Below are 22,307 nucleotides of genomic sequence, written 5' to 3' on the forward strand. Positions count from 1 at the left end.
CTCTTGGCAAGGGCGCGTTTGGGCCAAACCTCCGGGCGCTGACGCTTCCGGCTCCAAGTTCGCTACAACGTCTGTCGACGCAGGAGCGCGGGGACCTCCCGCCCGGTTCTCAGATACCCCGCGCTACCGCCGCTGGGCGAGCGCAGCGGCTGCGCTGCTCACCAGCATCAAGCCCGAGCCGGCGATGAACATCCACACGCCAACCTGCTGCGTCGCCGGCCGCAAGAAGAGGAGGCTCCCGACGAAGAACAACAGGTTGCCGAGCACCCCCTCGGCGACGAAGAACCAGCGGTAGCGGTCAATTGCGCGTCGACAGGCGCCGATCATGATGGACGCATCCCGTGCCAAGGCCCTACCTTTCCAGCGCTGCTAGGAGGCGGTCGCCAGCGGTCGCCGCCCCGCACGCCGCCCGCCGTCACTGCCGCAGCGCCTTGCCGCCGTTGGTGAGCTTCAGCACGATGTCGGGCGAGTTGAGCACCACGTAGATCGCCCCTTGGGGGTCGATCGCGACGTCGCGCACGCGTCCCACGCTCTTGAGGAGCTGCTCGTTGTGCATCACGCGGTCGTCGGCGATCGCGAGGCGTTGGAGCGTCTCGTGGCCCAGGCCGCCGACGATCAGGTGGTTGGCCCAGCGGGGGAACTCCTCGCCCCGGCAGAACTCGGAGCCGCAAACCGCGATCGACGGGGCCCAGTAATACACCGGCTGCTCCATCCCCTCGGCCTGCTGCAGCTCGGAGACCGGCTCGCCGTTGTAGTTGATGCCGTAGGTGACGCGGGGCCAGCCGTAGTTAGCGCCCGCCTTGAGCAGGTTCACCTCGTCGCCCCCCATCGGGCCGTGCTCGGTCTCCCACATCGCGCCGGTCACCGGGTGGGTGGAGAGCCCCTGCGGGTTGCGGTTGCCGTAGGTGAACACCGACGGCATCCCCTTGGCGCCGTCTGCGAAGGGGTTGTCCTTGGGGATGAGCCCGTTGCGCTCGATGCGGTGCACCTTGCCGTTGGGGAGGCGGGGGTTCTGGGCGTCGTCCTGGAAGCCGCGTTCGCCGATGGAGAAGTAGAGCCGCCCCTGCGGGTCGAAGGCGATCCGGCTGCCGTAGTGGTGGGAGGTGTGCTTGTAGGTAGATTGCGGCGCCTCGAACAGCAGTTGCTGGTCGGTCCACTTGTTATCGACCACACGCCCGCGGATCACTCGGGTCATCGACGCGGGGTTCCCGTTTTTGTCTTTGCGACCCAGGGCGTGGGAGTAGGAGAGGTAGACCCAGCCCCCGCCGTCGGCCGGGTCGCCGTTGTAGTTGGGGTCGAGGGCGACCTCCATTAGCCCCCCTTGGCCGGCGTTGTGCACGTTGGGTGTGCCAGAGACGGGCTCGGGGTCGAGCACGCCGCCGCGCACCACGCGCAACCGGCCGGGGCGTTCGGTGATAAACGCGGTGTCGGCGTCGGCAAACGTGAGGGCCCAGGGGACTTCGAGCCCCTGGCCGATCCAGGTCGCTACCTTCACGTCGTAGTCACGCGTGTAGAGCTGCGTGGGGAGCGGCGGCCGCTCGACGCCCGCCTTCTTCTGAGCGGCGCGGATGAACTTGACCAGGCCGCGGATCTCGGCGTCGGAGAGCGTGGGCCCGTAGTTGGGCATCCCCACCGCGCTGATGCCGAACTTGATGTTGCGCGTCAGGTCGCTGTCGCGCGAACCAAACTGCCACTCGCCGTCGACCATGCTCTGGGCGTTCCCCCCCGACAGGTTCGCGCCGTGGCACGAGGCGCACTTCTCGGCGTAGATCGCGGCGGAAGGGTCGTCCGCGGCCAGCAGCGGTTGCGGCAGCAACAGCAGTATCAGGAAGCCGAGCCGAGGGTTCGCGGACAGAGCGGGGCGGTGCGGAGCGGTCATGGGGGGCGTCTGACAGGGTAGGTTTTGGTAGAGGGGGTTGTCGCAGGAAGAGGCTATTCAAGCTCTCCATCGTTGCGGTTCGCGTTGCGGACGTGCAGCCCGGGATCGATGTCGTAGGCGACCGACTGCACCGAGCCGTCCGCCATGGCGAACGCGCACGCCGATGGGTGCGCGCTGCCAAAGCTGCGTGAAAGCGACTCGGCGCCGTCGGGTTCGGGGGGAAGGTAAGAGCCCGGGCCGGACCGATCGAGCGCGGCAAAGCGGGCGACGTCGGTGCCGTGCCCCACCAGTGCGTGCTGGTCGTCGCCCCAGTCGTAGCCCTCGGTCACACAGCGTTTCTCGCCGATGGCGTAGGTCTTGCTTGTGCCGTCGGTGACCTGGGCGATGCGCACCTCGCTGCGGGTGTACAGCAGGCCGGTCGCTTCGAGCGCGGCCCCCCACGCGTAGGCCCCGGCGGCCTCCACGGTGGCGGGCCCCTCGTCGCCGGTCACCGAGTCGCCGGCGTTGGCCGCGTAGTCCGACTTGACCACTTGCTCTGCCGGCGTGGCGTTGAGCACCGGCTTGGTCCCCGTGTAGGGGTAGAGCGCCACGCCGCGTCGGCTGGGGCAGTTGGCGACCGCGATCGCAGTCGCCGCGGCCTGGCCGGCGGCGCGGCGCTTGTCGGCCTCGGGGGCGCCGGCGCCGAGGTCGTGGACCTCACGCGCCTCGACGTACGGCAGCAGGTTGTACAGCCAGCCCCCCGGCTGGTCGCGGCCGCTGCCGCGGTCGGGGTCGCCGGTCCACACGAAGCTCCATCCGCCGGAAGGCAGCCGCCCGTGCGCGTCGTGGTGTAGCTGCATCGCGACCCCCAGTTGGCGGAGGTTGCTCTGGCAGGCGCTGCGTCTGGCGGCTTCGCGCGCCGCCTGCACCGCGGGCAGCAGCATCGCCACCAGCACCCCGATGATCGCGATCACGACCAACAGTTCAACAAGCGTAAAGCCGCGCAATCGGTTGGGCGAGGACAAAACAGGGACTCCGGGGGACGGTCTGGCGTGCGTGGCCGAGTATAGGCAGAAACCGCGGCCCGTGCGAGCAACCCCAGGGCCGGCCGCTGGCCCGCGCGCTATCACCGGTCGCCGTCCTTGCTGCGGCGACACAAAACTTACAGGAATGCCGAAAGTAGTGGTGCCGGCCTTTGGGAATATGGTAGCGTTACGTGCTGAGCGACCACACCGTCTTGCGGACGTCGTGAAGTCGCATAGCGGGCGGAAGGTGGAAGCGTTTACGCTCGTTTTGCAAGGAGCGTGGCGATGAAAATACTTGTCGCGGAAGACAACCCCCTGTGGCGCAGCATGCTGGCGCGCAACGTGGAGAATTGGGGGCACGAAGCGGTCGTGGCCGAGGATGGCACACAGGCCTGGGAGGTGCTGCAGCGCGAAGACGCGCCGCGGCTGGCGATCCTCGATTGGCAGATGCCGGGCATCGACGGCATCGAGCTGTGCCGGCGCGTGAAGCGCAACGCCGAGCACCCCTTTACCTACGTGGTGATGCTCACCAGCCGCGACGCGCAGGAAGACATGGTGGCCGGGCTGGACGCCGGCGCCGACGACTACCTGACCAAGCCGATCGAGCCCGCCGTGCTCAGGAGCCGCATCGCCGCGGCCGAACGGATCGTCAAACTGGTGCCGCCGAAGGAGTGGGCGGTGCCCCGCATCGACGGGTACGACATCCAGCGGATGCTGGGCAAGGGGGTGTTCGCCACGGTGTGGGAGGCGACGCGGCGCCAGTCGCACGAGGCGGTGGCGCTGAAGATCATCCGCATCGACCTGGCGACCGACGACGTCTTCGGCCGGTTCGCCCGCGAGGTAGAGCTGATGGAGAAGCTCGACCACCCGAACATCGCCAAGATCTACGACAGCCGCGTCGACAAGAAGCTGGGCTACTACGCCATGGAGATCCTCCGCGGGGGCACGCTGGAGAGCCACGTGAAGCAGAACAAGCCGAACCCGGGGATCTTGATCTACCTGATCGCCAAGGTCTGCATGGCGCTCGACCACGCCCACAAGCAGGGGGTGATCCACCGCGACCTGAAGCCGTCGAACATAATGATGACCGAAGACGGCAAGCCGAAGCTGGTGGACTTCGGTCTCGCCCGCTCGATGTTCAAGACCAGCGACGCCGAATCGGCGGTCAATTCGATGGACGGCAGCGTGATCGGCACGCCGCTGTTCATGTCGCCCGAGCAGGCGCGGGGAGAGAACGACTCCCTCGACGGCCGGGCGGACATCTACGCGCTGGGGATCATCCTCTACGTGATGCTGGTGCGCCGGCACCCGCACAAGGTGAACCACCAGGACCGCTGGCAGACGATCCGCCAGATCGCCGAGGGGCACGCCCGCAAGCCCAGCGACGTGCGGCCCGGCTTCAATCAGGCGCTCGAACACATCATCATGAAGGCGCTGGCCGAGAACCGTGACGACCGCTACGCCACGGCCAAGGAGTTTGGCGAGGAACTGCGGGACTTCCTGCGGGACCACAACCGCGCCAAGCGCGAGGCGTCGTCCTGACCGCCGCCACAAACGCCGCCGCTGCCAACCACCACCATGACCGCGGCGTCGGCACGACGCCCAAGAACCGCAGCACGGCCCGAGGAGCCCAGGGGTGACGCCGGAGAAGCAACTGAAGGTGTTCGAGGCGGGCCGGCTTGTGTTCACTCATGTCTTGGCGTCGACCGGGGCGATCGAGATCGGCCGGCAGCGTCGCGACGACCCGCCCCCCTACCACATCGGCACGGCGCCCGGGGGCGCGCGGGTGGTGATCGCCGCGTTGGAGGACACCAGCGTCTCTCGGCAGCACGCCCGCGTTGCGTTCGACGCGCCGGGGGCGGTCTCGCTGGGCAACACCAGCAGCAACGCCGAGGTGCGCGTGCAGGACGGCCCGCTGCTGGGCCCCGGCCAGACGTTCACGGCGTCGTTGCCGGTGGTGTTCGCGGTCGGGAGCCGGGTCGTCCGGATCGAGGCCGCGACGCGCGACGACGGGCTGGCGAGCCTGGGCCGGCCCACGATGGCGCCCGGCCAGCCGGTCAGCGGGCCCAAGCGGTTCCGCGACCTGCTGGGCTCCAGCCGGGACGACCGTCAACGCGATGAGCTCGTCGGCTGGCTGCGGGCCACGATGGACGTCTTCCAGAGCGCCGCCTCTAGCCCCGACTTCTTGAAGCGCGCCGCGCAGAGCGCCGCGTCGATCGTGGGGCTCGACGTCGCGGCGGTGCTGCGCTGGTCGCCCGATGGGTGGCGCGTGGCGACGGCGCACTTCGCGACTGGGCAGGCCAACCCCGATTCTTGGGCGCCGAGCCACCGGATGCTCGAACGCTCGCGGATCGAGAAGTCGACCTTCCGCTACCAGCCGGGGCAGAGCCCCTTTGGGGGAGAGGCGACACAGGAAGACGTGATCGCGATGGTCGCGGCGCCGATCCTCGACGCCGAGGGTCGGGTGGTGGGCGCCCTGTACGGTGAAAAACGCGGCGCGGCCGAAGACGCCGAGGCCGGACCAGACATCCCGGAGCTCGAGGCGATGCTGGTTGAGCTGCTCGCCTCGGGCGTGGCGGCCGGCTTGGCGCGGATGGAGCAAGAGAAGGCGGCCGTGGCGGCCCGGGTGAAGTTCGAGCAGTTCTTTACCCCCGAGTTGGCGCGCCAGCTCGAGGGGGACCCCAACCTGCTGGCGGGCCGCGACGCGGAGGTGACGATCGTCTTCGCCGACATCCGCTCCTACTCGAGCATCGCCGAGAAGATCGGTCCGACCCAGTCGTTGGCGTGGACCTACGACGTGATGGGGACGCTCTCAGACTGCGTGCTCGCCGAAGACGGGGTGCTGGTCGATTACCAGGGGGATCAGGTCATGGCCATGTGGGGCGCCCCCGCCGTGCAGCCCGACCACGCCCAACGGGCGTACCGCGCCGCGGTCGCCATGCTCCGCGCCCTTCCGGAGCTGAGCCAGCGCTGGGAGGGCCAGATCGGCCACGCCACCAGGCTCGGCATCGGCGTCAACACCGGCTTGGCGCGGGTGGGGAACGTCGGCTCCCGGCACAAGTTCAAGTACGGCCCGCAGGGCAACACGGTCAACCTGGCGAGCCGCGTGCAGGGCGCGGCCCGCCCGTTGGGCGCCGACCTGCTGCTCTCCGAGACAACCGCGGCGAAGCTGCCCCGCGAGCTGCCGAGGCGCCGGCTGTGCGAGGTGCGCGTGAACAACATCAGCCGACCCGTCACGCTGTACGAGGCCCCCTGCGAGGCGACCCCCGCCTGGCGCGACCTGGCCGGCAGGCACGAGGCGGCGCTGGAAGACTGCGCCGCAGGCGACCTGCGCTCGGCGATCGCCCGGCTCGGCCAACTGCTGGCCGAATTCCCGGACGACCTGCCCGCCCTGCGGCTGCTCTCGCGCGTCGTCGACGCGTTGCAGTCGCCCGACCCCAGGTTCGACCCCGTCTGGGAGCTGGGGTCGAAGTAGCCCGTCGCTTCGGGCGGTGATTTGAAAGTCGTCGTGCAGGGCGTTATCGTTTGGCGTGGTTCGATCGCATCGTTTTCTGGCGCTTCGACAGGGCCCGTCGGTATGCCTCAAACCTGTGACCCCCGCGGCCAGCTCTTTGTCGAGCTGGCGGTCCGCTGCGGCTTGATTGACGCCGCGACGGCCAGCGGCGTGCGGTCGGGTGTGGGCGACGGCGGCGACTCGGCGGCAGACTGGTTGGTCGACCGCGGGAGCCTGTCGGCAAACGCCGCCGCGGCCCTGCACCGGCTGGTGGAGTGCCACATCGAATCGGCCGGCGGGAGCGTGGACGTCGCCCTGGCCGCGATCGCCGCTGCGGCGTCTCCCGCCCCGGCCGCCCCGTCGACGGCGCCCGACATGGATACGGCTACCGTCGGACCCAACCCCGCGCACGATCCGTTGCGGACCCAGCCGCCGGCGGCGGCAGCCGTGTCGCGGCCCGCGGCGAGCGAATCCCCGCTGCGGTTCCGGCGGATCCGGGCCCACGCCCAGGGTGGGTTGGGCCGGGTGTCTCTGGCAGAAGACCGCGAGCTGGGGCGCGAAGTAGCGCTCAAAGAGTTGCTGGACCACCACGCAGACGACCAGGCGAGCCGCGTCCGCTTCCTCCGCGAGGCGTCCATCACCGGCCGGCTCGAGCACCCGGGCATCGTGCCGGTGTACGGCATGGGCTACTTCGCAGACGGCCGCCCGTACTACGCCATGCGGATGCTGCGCGGCCGGAGCCTGCTGGACGACATCCGGGACTACCACAGCGAAGCGGGGGTGCGTTCGCGCGATCACCAATTGAGGCTGCGTCAGTTGCTGGAGCGGTTTCGTGCAGTCTGCGACGCGATCCAGTACGCGCACCAGCAGGGGGTGGTCCACCGCGACCTCAAGCCGGCCAACATCATGTCGGGCGAGTACGGCGAGACTCTCGTGGTCGACTGGGGGCTCGCGAAGCAGTCCGACGACGCCGCGGATGATCCGGCCGCTACGACGGCTTCGAGCAGCGTGGTGGGGGTCGAGACGCTCGACGGCGCCGTGATCGGCACCCCCTGCTACATGTCGCCCGAACAAGCGGCCGGCCGGCTGCAAGCGGTCGGCGAGGCGAGCGACATCTACAGCCTGGGCGCCACGCTCTACCACCTGCTCACCGGCACAGCGCCGCTGACCGACCGCGACGGGGGCGGGAGCAACCGCTCCGTGCTGGAACGCGCGATCCGCGGCGAGGTGACCCCGCCGCGCGTGGTGAACCCACGCGTCCCCAAGCCGCTGGCGGCGGTGTGCGGCAAGGCGATGGCGCTCAACCCGGCGGACCGCTACGGCTCCGCCGCGGACTTGGCCCGCGACGTCGAGCGCTGGATGGCGGACGAGCCGGTCTCCGCCGACCGTGAGTCGCTGCCGCAGCTCGTCGGGCGGTGGGCGCGGCGCCACAAGGCGCTGGCGCGGGCCGCCGCCGCGGCCCTGGCGGCGATCGTGCTGATCGGCGCCGCCAGCGCGGTGATGATCGGCCGCGCCCAAGACCGTGTGCGCGACCAGCAAGCGATGCTGGGGCTGTTCTTTGAACCCCCGACCGAGGCCAACGTCGACCGCCTGTTGAGCCTGGCGTCGGCGAGCGGGGCGAAGCAGCAGGAGTACGAGGGCCGGGTCGCGTCGCTGGTCGGCGACGACCTCCGCGCCCAGCTCGAGGCGCCCCGCATCGACAGCGACGCTGCCGAGCGCTTCCAGGCGAGCCTGGCGTCGTACCAGTCGCTGTTCTCGCGGCACGGCTCCGACGCGTTCCGGGCGCAGGCGCCGGCGCTAAACGACGCGCTGGCCCTGCGCCGCGCCGACTGGAACACGCTGGTCGACTACGCCGCGGGGTCGCCCACGGCGTCGCAGCGGCTCCCTCAGGGCGCGGCGCCGGCCGAACTGGTTTCCGTTAACGAGAGGGGACTCCCGACGCGTAGGCTCCAGGAAGGCGCCGGGCCCGAGGCCCGCCGGTACGCGGCGCCGGTGCCGATCAAGGTAGAGGGGGGCGGGCAAGCGGGCGACACGGCGGTTACCGCCACGCTGGAAGCGGGGTGGCGGCAGGCGAGCGCCGTCGGGCTGACCTTCGAGACAGACCTGGGCGTCCGCTACGACTTCCTGGTCACCTCGCCCCAGTTCGACTCTCGCGATCGCTCTGCACGCGCCTTCAAGAAGCTGCCCCCGCTTGCCGACTCGGCCGAGCTGATGATGCACGTCCGCAGGGACAACTCGCTGCTGAGCTCTGCACGCGTCCGGGCGCCGGACGGGCCGATCACGCTGCGCGCCCAGCGGGACGGCGACCGGCTGCAGCTCGAGTTCAACGGGTCGCAGCGGATCGCGATCGAGGACCCCTTCTACACGCCCAGCGCGACGCCGGACGCGATCTCGCTGATGTGGCCCCCCGGCGCGGCGCTGAGCCTGCTGCAAGTCAGCTACAAGCAGGCGCCGCCGCAAGAGCCTTCCCCCATGGAAGAAGCAGACCGGTTGTACGCCGCCGGGCGGCTGGTCGACGCAGAGCGGGCGTACGCCGAGATCGACGGCGTCGAGGCCGCTTACAAGCGGGCCGTGTGCCTGGAGGTCACCGACTACCCCAGCTACCTCCCGGCGCTGCGTGCGATCGTAGACAACCCCGACCCGAATATCAGCCCCGACGCGTTGCGGTGGGAGGTGTTTGCCGTGCTCCGGCTAACGGTGTCGCTGCTGGAGCACGGCGACCTCGAAGAGGCCAACCTGCGGATCGAGGATTCTGCCGACGAGATCCGCGCCAATGCCCAGTTCATCCCCGAGCAGGACCGCCGCAACCTGCTGGCGTTCCTCCAGCAATCGGGGCACGCCGGACAGCTCGCTATCGGCTCGCAGGACGACAGCAGCGACCTGGAGCTTGCGCTGAGCCTGCAGGCCCTGTGGGGCGCCGCGCCGGCCGATGTCCGCAGCACCCAGCTCCGGCTCGCGCAGACCCACCACGTCAACGGGCGCTACCAGGAGGCGGCCAAGCTGCTCACCGAGCTGCTCCGTCAGCCCGAGGGGATGTCGGAGCTCGAACGCGTGCTGATCGTCAGCGACCTGGTGCACAACTACATCGTGCTCAATCGGCTGGACGTTGCGCAAGAGGTGATCAAGAGCGAGCTGCTGGCGATGGGGGGGCAGCCGCTGCCCGGCAGGCTCCCGCTGCTGCTGGACCGCGCCCGCGTCTGGCTGGCCCTCGGCCAGCCAGACGCGGCGGCCGCGGACCTCGATGCGTTCCTCGACGGCTACGACCCGCAACAAACCCAGCACGCCCACGTGGCGCTCGCCGCGTTGATGCGCGGCGTGCTGCACCAGCGGCAAGGCGCCGACGCCGAGGCGATGCGGGTCTGGCGTTCCGGGCTGCTGCAGAATTGGCGCGGACCGGCGCCCGACTTCTCCAACATCGCCTCCGCGACCGGCGTCGAGTCGGCGATGCTCACCGAGTCGATCGACAACGACGCGATCTTGCTCTGCTGGACCGACGCGCTCAAGGCCGCGGACATCGACCAATTGCTCGACGTCTACGTCGGCGGCATGAGCCTCGGCACGGTGGCCCTCAGGAACGTCCTGGAGACGGTCGACCAAGACGTGGTCCGGCGCGCGCTGCTGGCCTGCCACACCGACCCAAGGTACCGCGTCACGGCCGAAGCGTCGGCCTTCCGCGCGGTCCCTTCTCAGGTCGCGGCCGAGGCGTTCGCCGCTTCGTTCTTCACCCACGCGTTGCTGGAATCGACCTTTCAGGGCGAGACGCTGCCGGAAGAGTTCTGGGGGTTCGCGGTTTCCAACTTCGGCGACTTGATCGAGGGCTACCGCAAGCGGGCGATCGGCGCGGAAGACATGAAATCGATCTTCAACCTCTGGCGATCCAACCGCGAGAGCGAGGGGTGGAACCGGCTGCGCGCCAATCCAGAGCTGTCGGCGCCGCTCAAGGCGGGCATGGGGCTCGTGTTCGGGCGTGCCGATATGCGGAAGGGCAAATCGCTCGCCACGCGGTTCAACTTGGAGTACGCCCTGCAGCAGCAGGACGTGCCGGACTGGCTGCGGTCCATGGCCGAAGCGTACCTGGCGGAGCTGCCGGCCAAAGAGTAGGCGATACGCGGAGTCCTTGGAAGAATTCCCAGTTTTTTCTGGAGGACCGCGCCGCAACGAATTAGGATCAACGCGCGTTCTTGTCGTCGGGTTCCCGGATCGCCCGCTTTCTTGTTCGTCTGCTCGCACCTGTGACGCCGCCTTCTAGCACGATCTCAAGCAGATGCAAACGCCTCTACCGCTGTACATACTCGCCTGGGCGCTGGCTTCCGCCGCGCCTGCCGCGCTAGCGGCGCCCCCGAGCGAGCGGGTCTTCCCCAGCACGACGTGCGGTTGGATCTCGACCGCGGGGCTGGCGGAGGTGAACCAGGCCTTCACCGCGAGCTCGCTGGGCCGCTTGGGCGCCGACCCCGCGCTCGGGCCGTTCCTGGACTCGGTGCGTCGCGCCAAGGCGTCGCCGCTAGACGGGCTGGAACACGCCAGCGGGCTGCGCTGGCAAGAGCTGATCGAAGTCGCCGCCGGCGAAGCGGCCGGCGCCGTGGTTGAGTACCCGGGCGAGGACGCGGGGCTCGCGTTGTACGTGGCGGTAGACCGCGCGTCGCCCGCGGTCGACCGGGTGCTGGCCGACGCACGCCGGCGGCTGCTCGCCGAGGGCGCCCAGCCGACCACGATCGACGGCGCAGATGCGCAAGCCTACCGCCGCCCCTCGGGCGAGCTGGTGATCTACGTGCTGGGCCCCGACTACTTGATCTCTGCCAACCACGCCGGCCTGGCCGCGACGCTCAGCCAGCGGGCCGCCGCGGCGGCGCCGGCCGGGGGCCTGGGCGAAGAAGCGTCGTTCACCGAAAGCGGCCTCATGGCGGCCCGGCAGCAGCCCAACGCGTCGCCATCAATGCGGTTCTACGTCGACCTGGTGACGATGCTCGAGGTGCTCGACGACCGCGACGCGATCGACGACGAGGCCGGCAAGCTGACCCCCAGAGAAGAGGCCGCCAAGCACGGCTACGACGCGATCCGCGGCCTCAGCGGCTGGGTCGAATGGAACGGGTCGGGCGTTGACCTGAGCTACCGCCTGGGTGTGCTGCTGCAGACGCCGCTGCGCAGCTCGATGAAGATGGTCCGCCTGTTCGACGCGGAGCTCCCCCAGCCCCCCGATTGGATCCCCGCCGACTCGATCTCATTCCTGACCACGTACTGGGACCTCACGCAGATCGTCCCCAACCTAGGGGTGTTGTTCGACGAGGTCGCCGGAGACGGCATCGAAGGAACCTTCAACGACATCCTGGTCGACCTCCAGGCCGACGACGGCCCGGGTGTCGATCTCCAGGGAGACTTGTTCGAGCACCTGGGGCCGCGCGTTCACGTCGTCAAGCAACAACTGCTGCCGGTCGGCCCCAAGAGCGACTGCGACTCGCTGCTGGTGCAGGTAGACGACGAGGAAGCAGTGGCCGAAGCCGTCGAGGCGCTTGTGGTGGGCGACCCCACGGTCCGCCGCGTGCCTTTTCCCGGCAGGCCGCACGCCCTGTGGCGCGTCGGCGTGCCACAGCGGGCTGATCTGCAGGCGGTCCGCTTCACCACCACCGGCCTGACGGTCGCGAACGGACACTTGGTGGTCGCCACGAACTTCGACGTCGTGCGGACGCTGCTGGGTTCGAGCGGGCAGGCGACCCGCCTGGCCGACGCCGACGACATCCGAGCGGCGACCGAGTGGTTGCTCGAGAACGTCGGCGAGCAAGGCTGCCTGCGGGTTGTCTCTCGGCTCTACCTCGACCTGCACGTCACCTACGAGTTGGCGCGGCAGGATAAGTTGGACGACGCCGAGTCCATCTATGCTTCCGTCGCTCGGCTGGCGGCCCAAGAATCAGAGCAGTCCGCCGGCGGCCCCGACTATGCGCTGCTCCCCGACTACAGCCTCGTGGCGCCCTACCTGGGCGTCGACTGCCTGCAAGGGAGGCTGCACCCCAGCGGTTGGGTGTTCGAGGGGGCCCTGCTGGCGCCAGACGCGGGCCCGTCGAAGTAACGTCACGTTCCCCATGCCCTCCTGTGCCACGCAACGATGAACCTGCCGCACCCCGCTCAACCGATCGCTGTCTGCCTCTGCCTGACGCTGTTTGCAGCGCACGCAACGCCATCTTACGCCGAGCCGCAGAGCGGCCTCATCGCTGCGTCGCCGGCCGAAGTCGAGTCGGCCAGGGCCGCGGCGCTGCAAGGTGTTCAATCGCTGCGTGACACGCTGGCGCAGCAGGGGACCAACGGCGCGCAGTGGATCGAGTACCTCGGGCTCGCCGGGCTGCAGCAGAAGCTCGCCGAAACGCCCCCCGCGTCGGCCGGAGCCGTGCAGGGCGCCCTGAGGCCGTTCTATCAAGGAGACCCGGGGCTAGAACGCCCGCCGTTGCTGGCCGCCCGTGCCGTGGTGATGGACTATTTAACGAAGCTGCGCGCCGCGCAGGCGTCGCCCGAGGAGTTCGCGGTCAACGTCGCGCTGCTCCAGCAGGACGCGGCGTCCGACAGCTTGTCGCGCGAGCAGCGGACGCGCGTCGCCGACGCGCTCTTGTGGCTCCACCAACGTGGTCAGGCGGCGGCGCTTGCCGCGCAGACGCGGTCCGGGTTGTCGCGGCCCAACCTGTTGGTGCGGGCGAGGGAAGACCTGCTCACGGCCTACCTCGACCAGCCGGCGCCGGAGCCCGTCAGCGACGTCAGCCACGTCTCGGGCGCCACGGTGCGTTCGCGGGGTCAGGCCAACGTGACGGTCGAGGTGGCGCCGCAGCCCAATGACACGCAGGCGGTCCTAATGCTGCGATCGCACATGGTGATGCCGCTGAGCAGCCGGGCGTCCAAGGGCCCCGCCACGGTGTTCACCCGCGCCCAGACGAACCTGGAGGGCTACACCCGGGTCGAGGTCACCGCCGACCGCTACGTGGTGAGCCCGACCCAGTCGAGCGGCGGGACCTGCATGCAGGTGGACGGCGCCTGCTCGAAGTTCAACGGCCTGCTCGACCGGTTGGTGAAACGCGTCGCCGTGAAGCAAGCCAACGAGCAACGCGCCAGCGGCAGCCAGCGGATCACCCGAGACGCGCAGCAGCAGCTTCACGAAGAGATCGACCAGGAAGTCACGGAGCAACTCGCCGAGGACTGGGAAGAGTTCCAGCGAGAGCTGCGGCGCCCATTGATCGCGCGCGGCATGTGGCCCGACAACACGTGGTTGCGGACCGACGCGTCGAGCCTGTGGGCGACCGTCGAGCTGGCCACCGCGACACAGCTCGGGGCGCCGGCCGGGCCCCCCAGCCCGCCGTCCGGAGCGCCCATCTCTGCCCGCGTGCACGAGTCGCTGCTGGTGAACTACGCCGAAGGCTACATCGGGGGCGACACGCTTAAGGTCTCCGAGCTTGAATCGCAACTCGAGAACTTCGGGGGCGAAGCGGAAGTGCCGACCGAGACGAAACCTCGAAAGCCAGAGGATGAGTCGGACATCTCGATCGTGATGACCTACCGGCGTCCGATCGAGGTTCGCTTTTTAGAAGGGCGTGCGGAGGTCTCGATCCACAGCGACAATATCATCTATGACGAGCGATTCTATCCGGCAATGGACATCGGCCTCACGTACGAGATTATCCTGGAGGCCGATCGGCTCGTGGCTCGGCAGATAGGCGAGGCAATCGTCGCCGCTCCCGACCTCGCCTCACGACCAGAGCCCCGTCACTACGGACAAGAAGTCACGATCCGCCGCGTGCTGCGGAACCGCCTGAAGCGAGACCTGCCGCCGGAGATCAAGATCAGCGACCGGCGACTCGTAATCGACGGGATCGACCCCGCGTACGGGCCGCTGGAACTGCAACGCGTGCAGTCGGCCGACGGTTGGCTCGAGGTCGAGACGGTGCTGGCCCGCTGAGCCCGGCGGCGGCGTCCCGCGCCGCACCGCAGCGGATCCATCGGCGCATCCGTTAAGACCGTGGCGTTCCTACTGGCGAGGCGCCATGCGGCCCGGCGCTGCTGCCCGCCTGTGGTTGCACGGGGCGTAGACTAGTAGACGACCCTGCCGACCGGCCTTGCGATCCCGATCAGACCCCGCGTATGGACGCCTTCGACTACTTCGCCTTTGTGGTGCTGGCCGTGCTGCTGGCCACGGGGGTGACCATCATCGTCCTGCTGGGCTCTCTGCCGGGCGCGGTGGCCAAGAGCCGCAACCACCCCAACGCGTCGGCGATCAACGTAGCGAGCTGGATCAGCCTGGTCACCCTGGGCGCGTTGTGGCCGCTGGCGCTCGTCTGGGCCTACAGTGGCCCGACCGGCGGCGTTCCGGCTAGCGAGGGGCGGCCGGCACAATGATCGCCTTCCTCACCATCATCTATACCGCGGTCGTTGTCGTGGTGTTCCGTGTCCTGAAGGTGAAGCCGACCCCTTGGCCGGTCGCCCTCACCATCACCTCAGGCGTGTTGATGCTGGGGACGATCGTCGTGCTGTGGACGATCGCCGCCCCCATCTCCACCAAGGCGGTCGTGAGCCGCTACGTGGTGCCGATCGTGCCGTACGTGAAGGGGCAGGTTGTCAGCATCCCCGCGCTACCAAACACGCCTCTGCACAAGGGAGACGTCCTCTACAAGGTCGACCCCACCCCCTACCAGTACGCGGTCGACCAGGCCGAGGCGCAGCTGCGGTCCGTGAAGAGCAATATCGTTCAGCTCCAGGCCGGCATCCAGGTCGCCGAGGCGAGCGTCAACGCGGCCCAGGCGGGCGTCACTGCCGACAAGGCCGCGGCCCAGGTCGCCGAGGCCATCAACAAGGCGAACCCGCAGGCGATCGCCAAGCTCAAGCTGGTCGAAGCGCAGCAGCAGTACGAGGCGTCGCAGGCCAAGCTGGCGCAGGCCCGCGGCAACGAGAGCCAGTCGCGGGCGGCGCTCGCCACGGCCCAGGACAGCGTCGGCGTCGCCGAGGCTCAGCTCGCGTCGGCGCGGTTCAACCTGGAGCAGTGCACGGTCCGCGCGCCGGCCGACGGGTTCATCACCGACTGGCAGATCCGCGAAGGGACCTTCGTCACGGCGATGCCGTTCGCGGCCGCGGGCACGTTCATCGACACCACACAGACGTCCATCGTGGCCGCGTTCCCGGCGCAGATGCTGGTGCATGTCGAACCCAATCAGCCGGTGGAGCTCGCGTTCAAGAGCCGGCCGGGCGTGCTGTACCGGGGCGAGGTAGACACCGTGATCCAGGCGAGCGGCGAGGGCCAGTTCACTACGGGCGGAAAGCTGCCGTCGGCGGCGCAGGTGGGTTCGCCCGGCGTGCTTGCGGTGAAGATCCGGCTCGACCCGGGCGTGTCGGTCGATGAGCTAGAGATGGGGTCCGCCGGCTCGGTCGCTATCTACACCGACTGGGGCAAGTCGCTGGCGATGATCAGTAAGGTCACCATCCGCATGAAGAAGTGGCTCTACTACCTGCCGATCCCCGGTACCTGACCGCACACGCTCCGCGCCGCTGCCGGGGAGTCCGCCCGGCGAGCAACCCCCGCACCGATACGGCGCCAAGGGCGCTGGCCAGCAGAGGCAGGGCCAAGGCTTGCGGCAGTAGCCGCCGTCGCACGACAGGGCAGGGGACCCCAAGCAGGGCGCCGGCTTCGGGCAGTAGCAGCCGCTCTGGCAGGTGAGCGCCGGGGGCGTCAGGCAGGGAAGCGGCTTCGCACAGTAGTCGTCTGGGCAGCAACCGGGCAGCGCGGGGGGGCACTCCCCCTGCGGCCCCTGGGCCGGGGCGTACGAGGCAATCAGCAGCGCAAGCAGCGCTCCGCCGGCGGCATCGCGTAGACGACCCATGGGTCGACGTGTTGGCTCGGGGTTCACAGGGCGCCTCCTGGGGGCGGTATCGGCTCTGCGTCGGGCGTTGGGGGCGCCGGCTCGGTCGGTTCGACGCCGGCCTCCATCGGGTTCACCAACGGCGCCGCGACCAGCTCCGGACCCGTTGGTGGCGGCAGCAAGCGGATCTGCCACCCGCCCCCCAGGGCCCGGTAGATGCGGATCAGATTGAGCGCGATCGACCCCCGGCTGGTCGCCAGGTTGTCCATCTGCGCGGTCGCTTGGGCCTGGACCACAAACACGCGGTCGAAGTCCGTGGCGCCGGCGTTGGCCTGGGTCAGCAGCACTTGGTTGAGTTCTCGGATGTCGCGCACCGCCAGGGTCAGGCTCTCGGCTTGCTCCTGCGCCTTGAGGAACCCCACGATGGCGTCTTCTGCTTCTCGCTGCGCGCCCAGCACCGTGCTCTGGTAGGCGTAGGCGGCCTGCTCGAACAGCGCCTCTTGCTGGACGATCGAGTTGCGGATCCGCCCGTAGTTGAGGATGTTCCACACAAACGACGGCCCCACCGATCCGCCGACACTGGCCGGGGTGAACAAGTCGCTGAGGTTCTTCGACTGCCACTGCAGCGCGCCGTTGATGGCGAAGTGGGGGTAGAGCTCGGACTCGGCGACCCCGATCTGGGCGCTCTGCGCCGCGACCAAGCGCTCCGCCTGACGGATGTCGGGCCGACGCCTGAGCAGCTCGGCGGGGATGCCCAGCGCCACGTTGGGGGGCGCTACGGGGATGACGCCCTCGCCGAGTTCGGGCAGCAGGTCCCGCGGCGGGATCCCCAGCAGCACGCACAGCGCGTTGTTGGCCTGCCGCAGCGCGGCCTCCAGCGGGGGGATGAGCGCCTGCGTCTGTTCGATGTTGTTGCGGGTTTGCAGCGTGTCCGCGGCGTTGGCCTGCCCGGCGTCAAACTGGACCGAGGCGATCCGGTACGACTCCTGCTGGTAGGCGACGTTCTCGTTCAGAAGCCGCAGCTCTTCCTGCAGCGTCCGGATCTGCACGTAGGTCGTCGCTACGTCGGAGAGCAGCAGCACCAGCACGTTGTCGTACCCCTCGATCGTCGAGTCGAGCACGGCGTCGGCCGACTCCAACGCCCGGCGGTAGCGACCCCAGAAGTCGAGCTCCCAAGAAAGATTGAAGCCCCCGGTCCACACATCGAAGTGCTTGTCTGGCGGGGAGTTGGCGATGGTGCGGCTGGCCTGCACGCGGTCGTAGCCGCCGTACGCTTGCTGCGCCTGCGGGAACAGGTTGCCCGCGGCGATCCCGCGGACCGCCTGGCCCTGCAAGATCCGCGTGCCGGCCTCGCGGAGCGTAAGGTTCTGCTGGGCCGCGGTCTCGATGAGGCCGTCGAGGACCGGGTCGTTGAAGATGGTCCACCAGGCGCTCAGGTCGGCTGGCGCCTCGCTGACGCGGGGGTCGCGCTCAAAGTCGATCCACTGCGACTCGATGGGCGCCGCGGGCTTGCAGTAGTTGGGGCCGACCTTCAGGCCGTTGCTCAGCCACTGGGGGAGCGAGGTGCATCCACTGGTCGCCAACAGCAGCGCCGCGGCCACGCCGCAGACGGCGCCGCCCCATCGCCCGCGGGCACGCGCGTGCCGGAGGGGAATCCCCGAACCGCTCGCCCCCCTACGTTCCATGCGACCTCCCCGGCGTGCATCCCCGGCACAACGCCGGCTATCGTTTCTATCGGAAATTCCGGGGCGCACGCCGCCCCACAAGCGGCCCGCACGGCGTTCTCCGCGGACCAAAATGGCAAAGCGTGCCGGTTGTTCGGAAGAACCGGCCGGGGGCGGCGTGGCGCCGTGAGGGTCGCGTGGGACCATCACCCCCCGGCAGTGGCCCCTCAGCCGCCAGCGGCGCCCCCGGGGCCGACGCCGAGCAATGCGTCGCGCGCCCAATTACATTGGTGCTAGTAGGGGCCCCGACGGCCCCCGCGCCTTCCCACCCCCTGACGGCAAACCCGCGGACACCGCGGTAGCCGAGCAAGAGGAGCGAATCGAGTGGCCGAAGCGACCGTCTTCCTCAAGATCTTCATCGCGATTTACGTGCTCGTGAATCCGCTGGAAGGGGTCCCGGTGTTTCTGGCGCGGACACAGTCTGTGTCGCAGGCCCAGCGGAAAAAGATGGCCAGCACCGCGGCGATCGGCGTCACGGTGATCCTGTTGGTCGCGCTGTTCATCGGCCGGGGCCTGCTGGCGTTGTTGGGGATCGGCATCGGCGCGTTCACCGTCGCGGGGGGGATCATCATCTTCTTGTTCGCCCTGCAGATGATCACCGGCAAGATCGCGCAGCCCGACCCGGGCGCGGGGGCGTCGCCCGACAGCGATTCGCACTTCGCGCTGGTGCCGCTGGCTATCCCGCTGCTGGCCGGGCCGGGGCCGATCAGCAGCGTCATCGTCTACGCCAGCAAGGGCCCGACGGACGAGGGCTGCTCGCCGGTCGACTACGCGATCTTGGCGGGGATCATCGTCGTGGTCGGTCTGGCGACCTGGCTCGCGCTGCGGATGGCCGAGTGGCTCCGCCGGGTGATGGGAGAGACCGGCATCGAGGTGTCGACGCGGGTGTCGGGGATCCTGGTCGCCGCGATCGCCGTCGAACTGATCCACTCGGGGCTGCTGAAGCTCTTCCCGGGCATTGCCGGCTAGACGAGCGGCGATCCTCGCGGTCTCGCTGGACATCCGATAGAAAGCAGGCCAGACGCTCGGCGAAAACGCGACGGGCTCCACCGATCCGAACAGCAACGCACGCCCCGCAAAGAGATCAGGCATGGCCGACCCCCAGCAAACGCCAAACCAAACCGCCCCCACATCGGCCGACCCCGCGTCGACGCACCCGGGGTCCGCGGGCGAGAAGAAACGCCGCTTCGCGATCCACCGCTCGTGGAAGTTCTCACTCTCGGCCGCGGTCCTGATGGTGTTGTTGTCGCTGCTGGGGATCGGCCTGACCACCACCGAGCACGCCTACGCGCTGAACTACTGGATCTCGCTGGTCCCGTTGTTCGGCGTCCTCTGTATCGCCACCGCCTGGAGCCGCGCCCGCCACGAGGGAGGCAACACGCTTATCGTCAAGCAGGTGCTCCATTGGCTGGCGATCGCCGTGGCGCTGGGGGTCGACTTCTACATCCACGGCGCCGGGGTCGAGACGGGCCAGGCCGCGGGCTTCAACGCCGCGTTGCTGCTGGGGCTCGGATGCCTGCTCGCGGGGGTCCACCTCGAGTGGCTCTTCGCCCTGGTGGGGGGCCTGCTGCTGGCGGCGCTGCTGGGCATCGTCAAGGCGGACCAGTACCTCTGGCTGATCGTGCTCCTCTCGCTGCTGTTCATGGCCGCGGTCATCGGGGCGGTATGGTTCCTCGACCACTCCAACCGTCGCGCCAAGAACCGGCCCCCTTCGGAGCACGCGTAGCGCGAGATGGCAAACGAGTCGCACAGCACCGCAGGCGGAACCGGCGCCCCCGACGTCGCGGCCCTCCCCCGGGTTTCTCCCTCCTGGGGGCGGATAGCGAAGCGGGCCCTGATCTGGGCCCTGTTCCTGCTGCTGATCTACGCGACACGCGACTTCTTCGCCATCGCCTTCATGACCTTCTTGTTTTCCTACCTGGCGCTCTCGATCGTCGACAGGTGCGTGGCTAGGCTTGCGCCCGGCTCGCAGAGCGCGGGCCTGCGCCGGCTGCTCACGCTCGCGGTCTTCCTGGTCGGCCCCACGCTGCTGCTGGTGGTGGGCGCGCTGGTGATGCCCAGCCTGGTGGCCGAGTGCCAACACCTGGCCGGGTGGGCCAGCCGCCTCAGCCCGGAGAGCGAGGCCGCGCAGTTGATGGAGAAGGTCGTGGGGCCCGCCGAGTTTCGCCGCACGTACGGCGACGCGTCCGACGAGCGTTACCAAGCGGCCTACGGAGAGTTCCGCGACACCGGGCGCCGGCACACCCAGGCGTACCTGAGCTTCCCGAAGCTCGAAGACTGGGTCGAGGGAGGGTTCCACCGCCAGCTCGCGGAGACGCAAGCCGGCGCGGCACGCGCCGGCGTGTTGGGGGAAGGGGTCTCAAGCCCCGCGTTCGTTCAGTGGGTGCGCCGGTCGAACCGGGCAGACGTGTTGGGGGACGAAGCGGCCGCCGCCGGGCCGTCGTCGGCGGGCGACGAGCCCCCCAGCGCGGACGAACTGCTGGCCAAAGCCCGTCACGACCCCGCCCTGCTCGCGCGGTTGCGGCAGGCCTGGCTGGACGATACCGCGCATCCCGCGACCCCGGCCGGCGTCGACGAGGCGGCCTACCGCAGGCAGTTCCGCGCCTTCTACGAGGCGCTGCGAGCTAAATCGCCTCACTCGCTCCCCTACTCGTTCGATCAGTTCGTCTCGCTACAGGCCGCTAGGCCGCAAGGCGCTGCTGCGTTTGCAGAGGCGCTGGAGGGGGGCGCCAAGAAGAAGCGCGAGCGGAGCGAATCGGAGCTCCAGGCCGACTTCGAAGCGGCCCAGTCGCACCGGCTGTTTCAGTCGTGGTGGGCCACGAGCTCGCTCGCCAAGATGACCCGTCAGTGGATCGACGCCAACCCCGCTAGTCCGAGCGCCGACTACATCGAGGGGATCCTCGCCTCGCTGCTGAACCTGCCGGTGGGGCTCGCCTCGGCGTTGCTGCTCAGCTTTTTCATCTGCATCGACTTCCCGACGCTCCGCGTCGCGAGCCGCCGGCTGCGCGACACGTGGCTCCGCGACGCCTACGACGAGGTGGTTCCCGCACTCACGCGGCTGGGGGGCATTATCGCCCAAGCGATGCGTGCTCAGGGGGGCGTCGCGCTGTGCAACGCCACGATCCTGCTGGTCGGCCTGGCGGCGATCGGGGTAGAGCACGCCGCGTTGCTGGCCGCGGCGGCGTTCGTCCTGTGCCTCGTGCCGACGCTGGGGGTGCTGTTCGCCTGGGCGTTGATCGGCGCCATCGCGCTAATCCAGCCGGGGGGCGGCCTCGGCCTGGCGATGAAGGCCTCGGGCGTGGTGATGCTGGTGGTGGTTCTCGAGACGTTCGTCTTCAGCCCCCGGATCTTGGGGAAGCTGCTCGACCTCCACCCGGTGGTCAGCCTGGCGATCCTGCCGGTGGCGCACTATTTCTTCGGGGTTTGGGGCCTCATCCTCGCGGTGCCGGTCTGCGTGTACCTGATCAACGACGTCATCATGATGCGTTCGGCGGGCGACCCCGCGAAGAAGACGGACACGCCGGCCTAACCGGTCGGCGGGCCCGCTCGCGTGTGCGATGCGGCCCTCCGGGCGATTTGCCGGTTGATGCTGTACAGCGGCCAACGCCTCAGAGTAAACTCGGGTGTGGGCATCCGGTTCAGATCGACGCATAGCCGCGATCTCTGGGCGCCCCCTAGGTGCTGCGGCATACAAGTCTTGGTCCGAGCCCTGCTTACAAGCGGGCGGGTTCGGCGATCCTCGATAGAAAGCGAAGGGTGTTGGTGATGAGGTTTTTTGAATCAGCGATCGTCTTGGGCCTTAGTCTGGTCGCCTCGTTCGCCACCAGCCAGGTCATTATGAACCAGGCCTCGACGGCGGCCGAAGGCTATCAGCGCGGTGTCGCGGGAGTGATCCAGGCGCAGGGGGAGCGAAACCTATCGAACTCCCAAGCCGCCATCAACATGACGGACGCCCGCTCGGCCCATATCGACAACCAGGTCAAGTCGGTCAACGCGTTCTGGGAGACGCGCGGCATCTACGAGCAGCACAAGCAGGAAGAGCAGTACCAGATGACGCAGCGCCGCTCGGCGTACCTGGCGCGCAACGGGCTGCAGTCGCTCACGCCGCAGGAGTTCGACCGCAGCACCGGGGCGATCGCCTGGCCCAAGATCCTTGAGCAACCCGCGTACGACGAGTACCGCAAGAAGCTGGACGAATTATTCAAAGACCGGGCCAGCAACGGCGCCCTCACCGGTTCGCAGTACATGGAAGCCACCACGGCAACTAAGGAGTGGCGGGCCGCGATCACGGCGCAGAAGGATCAGTACCCGGGGCCAATCCTCAGCGATATGCTCCGATTTATCTTGAAGGTCAACCGAGAGCTCGACGACAACCTGAGCTAACCC

General features: G+C 69.0%; 15 protein-coding genes. 11 read left to right on the forward strand and 4 right to left on the reverse strand.

Going from position 1 to position 22,307, the window contains the following annotated elements; translation table 11 throughout:
- Window positions 1–123 precede the first annotated feature (123 nt).
- The 3 genes from Pla175_RS06790 to Pla175_RS06800 form a co-directional block, all read right to left on the reverse strand.
- The gene (locus Pla175_RS06790; RefSeq protein WP_145282442.1) at window positions 124–327 is read right to left on the reverse strand and encodes a YrhK family protein; all 204 of its coding nucleotides are present in this window, start codon (window positions 325–327) and stop codon (window positions 124–126) included.
- An 88-nt stretch (window positions 328–415) separates the two neighbouring features.
- Window positions 416–1,879, reverse strand: coding sequence for a PQQ-dependent sugar dehydrogenase (locus Pla175_RS06795; protein ID WP_145282444.1), 1,464 nt, complete (start codon window positions 1,877–1,879; stop codon window positions 416–418).
- Window positions 1,880–1,932: 53 nt separating this feature from the next.
- Window positions 1,933–2,883, reverse strand: coding sequence for a DUF1559 family PulG-like putative transporter (locus Pla175_RS06800; RefSeq protein WP_197527318.1), 951 nt, complete (start codon window positions 2,881–2,883; stop codon window positions 1,933–1,935).
- 285 nt (window positions 2,884–3,168) lie between these two features.
- On the opposite strand from Pla175_RS06800, the gene Pla175_RS06805 reads away from it, so the two are divergent.
- The 7 genes from Pla175_RS06805 to Pla175_RS06835 all read left to right on the forward strand — a co-directional run bounded on the left by Pla175_RS06805 (window position 3,169) and on the right by Pla175_RS06835 (window position 15,867).
- A complete protein-coding gene (locus tag Pla175_RS06805) occupies window positions 3,169–4,425 on the forward strand; it encodes a protein kinase domain-containing protein (RefSeq protein ID WP_145282449.1) in 1,257 nt (418 codons plus the stop codon).
- Between the two features lie 94 nt (window positions 4,426–4,519).
- Window positions 4,520–6,358, forward strand: a complete 1,839-nt coding sequence (locus tag Pla175_RS06810) for an adenylate/guanylate cyclase domain-containing protein (protein WP_145282452.1) — start codon at window positions 4,520–4,522, stop codon at window positions 6,356–6,358.
- A 102-nt stretch (window positions 6,359–6,460) separates the two neighbouring features.
- Window positions 6,461–10,477 carry a serine/threonine-protein kinase gene (locus tag Pla175_RS06815; RefSeq protein ID WP_145282454.1) on the forward strand — a complete coding sequence of 1,339 codons (4,017 nt, stop codon included), beginning with the start codon at window positions 6,461–6,463 and terminating at the stop codon, window positions 10,475–10,477.
- 163 nt (window positions 10,478–10,640) lie between these two features.
- Complete coding sequence (locus Pla175_RS06820) at window positions 10,641–12,437, forward strand: hypothetical protein (protein WP_145282457.1); 1,797 nt, start codon at window positions 10,641–10,643, stop codon at window positions 12,435–12,437.
- A 36-nt stretch (window positions 12,438–12,473) separates the two neighbouring features.
- Window positions 12,474–14,306 (forward strand): hypothetical protein, encoded by a 1,833-nt coding sequence (locus tag Pla175_RS06825; RefSeq protein ID WP_145282460.1) that lies wholly within the window; start codon window positions 12,474–12,476, stop codon window positions 14,304–14,306.
- Between the two features lie 182 nt (window positions 14,307–14,488).
- Entirely contained in the window at window positions 14,489–14,743 is a 255-nt protein-coding gene (locus tag Pla175_RS06830) for a DUF3302 domain-containing protein (protein ID WP_145282462.1), read from the forward strand.
- On the forward strand, window positions 14,740–15,867 hold the full coding sequence (locus tag Pla175_RS06835) for an HlyD family secretion protein (protein WP_145282464.1): 1,128 nt from the start codon (window positions 14,740–14,742) through the stop codon (window positions 15,865–15,867). Before Pla175_RS06830 ends, Pla175_RS06835 begins: the two co-directional genes overlap by 4 nt.
- A 374-nt stretch (window positions 15,868–16,241) precedes the next feature.
- On the opposite strand, the gene Pla175_RS06840 is transcribed toward Pla175_RS06835, so the two are convergent.
- Window positions 16,242–17,882 carry an efflux transporter outer membrane subunit gene (locus Pla175_RS06840; protein ID WP_197527319.1) on the reverse strand — a complete coding sequence of 547 codons (1,641 nt, stop codon included), beginning with the start codon at window positions 17,880–17,882 and terminating at the stop codon, window positions 16,242–16,244.
- 363 nt (window positions 17,883–18,245) lie between these two features.
- Here Pla175_RS06840 and Pla175_RS06845 point away from each other — a divergent pair, with 363 nt between their 5' ends.
- From Pla175_RS06845 to Pla175_RS06860, 4 genes are all read left to right on the forward strand, one after another.
- On the forward strand, window positions 18,246–18,890 hold the full coding sequence (locus tag Pla175_RS06845; RefSeq protein ID WP_145282469.1) for a MarC family protein: 645 nt from the start codon (window positions 18,246–18,248) through the stop codon (window positions 18,888–18,890).
- 121 nt (window positions 18,891–19,011) lie between these two features.
- Window positions 19,012–19,647, forward strand: a complete 636-nt coding sequence (locus Pla175_RS06850) for a hypothetical protein (RefSeq protein ID WP_145282471.1) — start codon at window positions 19,012–19,014, stop codon at window positions 19,645–19,647.
- Between the two features lie 6 nt (window positions 19,648–19,653).
- A complete protein-coding gene (locus tag Pla175_RS06855; protein WP_145282473.1) occupies window positions 19,654–21,450 on the forward strand; it encodes an AI-2E family transporter in 1,797 nt (598 codons plus the stop codon).
- A gap of 236 nt (window positions 21,451–21,686) precedes the next feature.
- Window positions 21,687–22,304: a hypothetical protein gene (locus Pla175_RS06860; protein WP_145282475.1), complete on the forward strand. Its 618-nt coding sequence runs from the start codon at window positions 21,687–21,689 to the stop codon at window positions 22,302–22,304.
- Window positions 22,305–22,307 lie beyond the last annotated feature (3 nt).

The sequence above is a fragment of the Pirellulimonas nuda genome (assembly GCF_007750855.1).
Classification (GTDB): Bacteria; Planctomycetota; Planctomycetia; order Pirellulales; family Lacipirellulaceae; genus Pirellulimonas; species Pirellulimonas nuda.

What these genes read in the sequence shown, in the direction of transcription:
- Pla175_RS06790 (WP_145282442.1), bottom strand. Translation starts at nt 327, where the DNA reads ATGATCGGCGCCTGTCGACGCGCAATTGACCGCTACCGCTGGTTCTTC.
- Pla175_RS06795 (WP_145282444.1), bottom strand. Translation starts at nt 1,879, where the DNA reads ATGACCGCTCCGCACCGCCCCGCTCTGTCCGCGAACCCTCGGCTCGGC.
- Pla175_RS06805 (WP_145282449.1), top strand. Translation starts at nt 3,169, where the DNA reads ATGAAAATACTTGTCGCGGAAGACAACCCCCTGTGGCGCAGCATGCTG.
- Pla175_RS06815 (WP_145282454.1), top strand. Translation starts at nt 6,461, where the DNA reads ATGCCTCAAACCTGTGACCCCCGCGGCCAGCTCTTTGTCGAGCTGGCG.
- Pla175_RS06820 (WP_145282457.1), top strand. Translation starts at nt 10,641, where the DNA reads ATGCAAACGCCTCTACCGCTGTACATACTCGCCTGGGCGCTGGCTTCC.
- Pla175_RS06825 (WP_145282460.1), top strand. Translation starts at nt 12,474, where the DNA reads ATGAACCTGCCGCACCCCGCTCAACCGATCGCTGTCTGCCTCTGCCTG.
- Pla175_RS06830 (WP_145282462.1), top strand. Translation starts at nt 14,489, where the DNA reads ATGGACGCCTTCGACTACTTCGCCTTTGTGGTGCTGGCCGTGCTGCTG.
- Pla175_RS06835 (WP_145282464.1), top strand. Translation starts at nt 14,740, where the DNA reads ATGATCGCCTTCCTCACCATCATCTATACCGCGGTCGTTGTCGTGGTG.
- Pla175_RS06840 (WP_197527319.1), bottom strand. Translation starts at nt 17,882, where the DNA reads ATGGAACGTAGGGGGGCGAGCGGTTCGGGGATTCCCCTCCGGCACGCG.
- Pla175_RS06850 (WP_145282471.1), top strand. Translation starts at nt 19,012, where the DNA reads ATGGCCGACCCCCAGCAAACGCCAAACCAAACCGCCCCCACATCGGCC.
- Pla175_RS06855 (WP_145282473.1), top strand. Translation starts at nt 19,654, where the DNA reads ATGGCAAACGAGTCGCACAGCACCGCAGGCGGAACCGGCGCCCCCGAC.
- Pla175_RS06860 (WP_145282475.1), top strand. Translation starts at nt 21,687, where the DNA reads ATGAGGTTTTTTGAATCAGCGATCGTCTTGGGCCTTAGTCTGGTCGCC.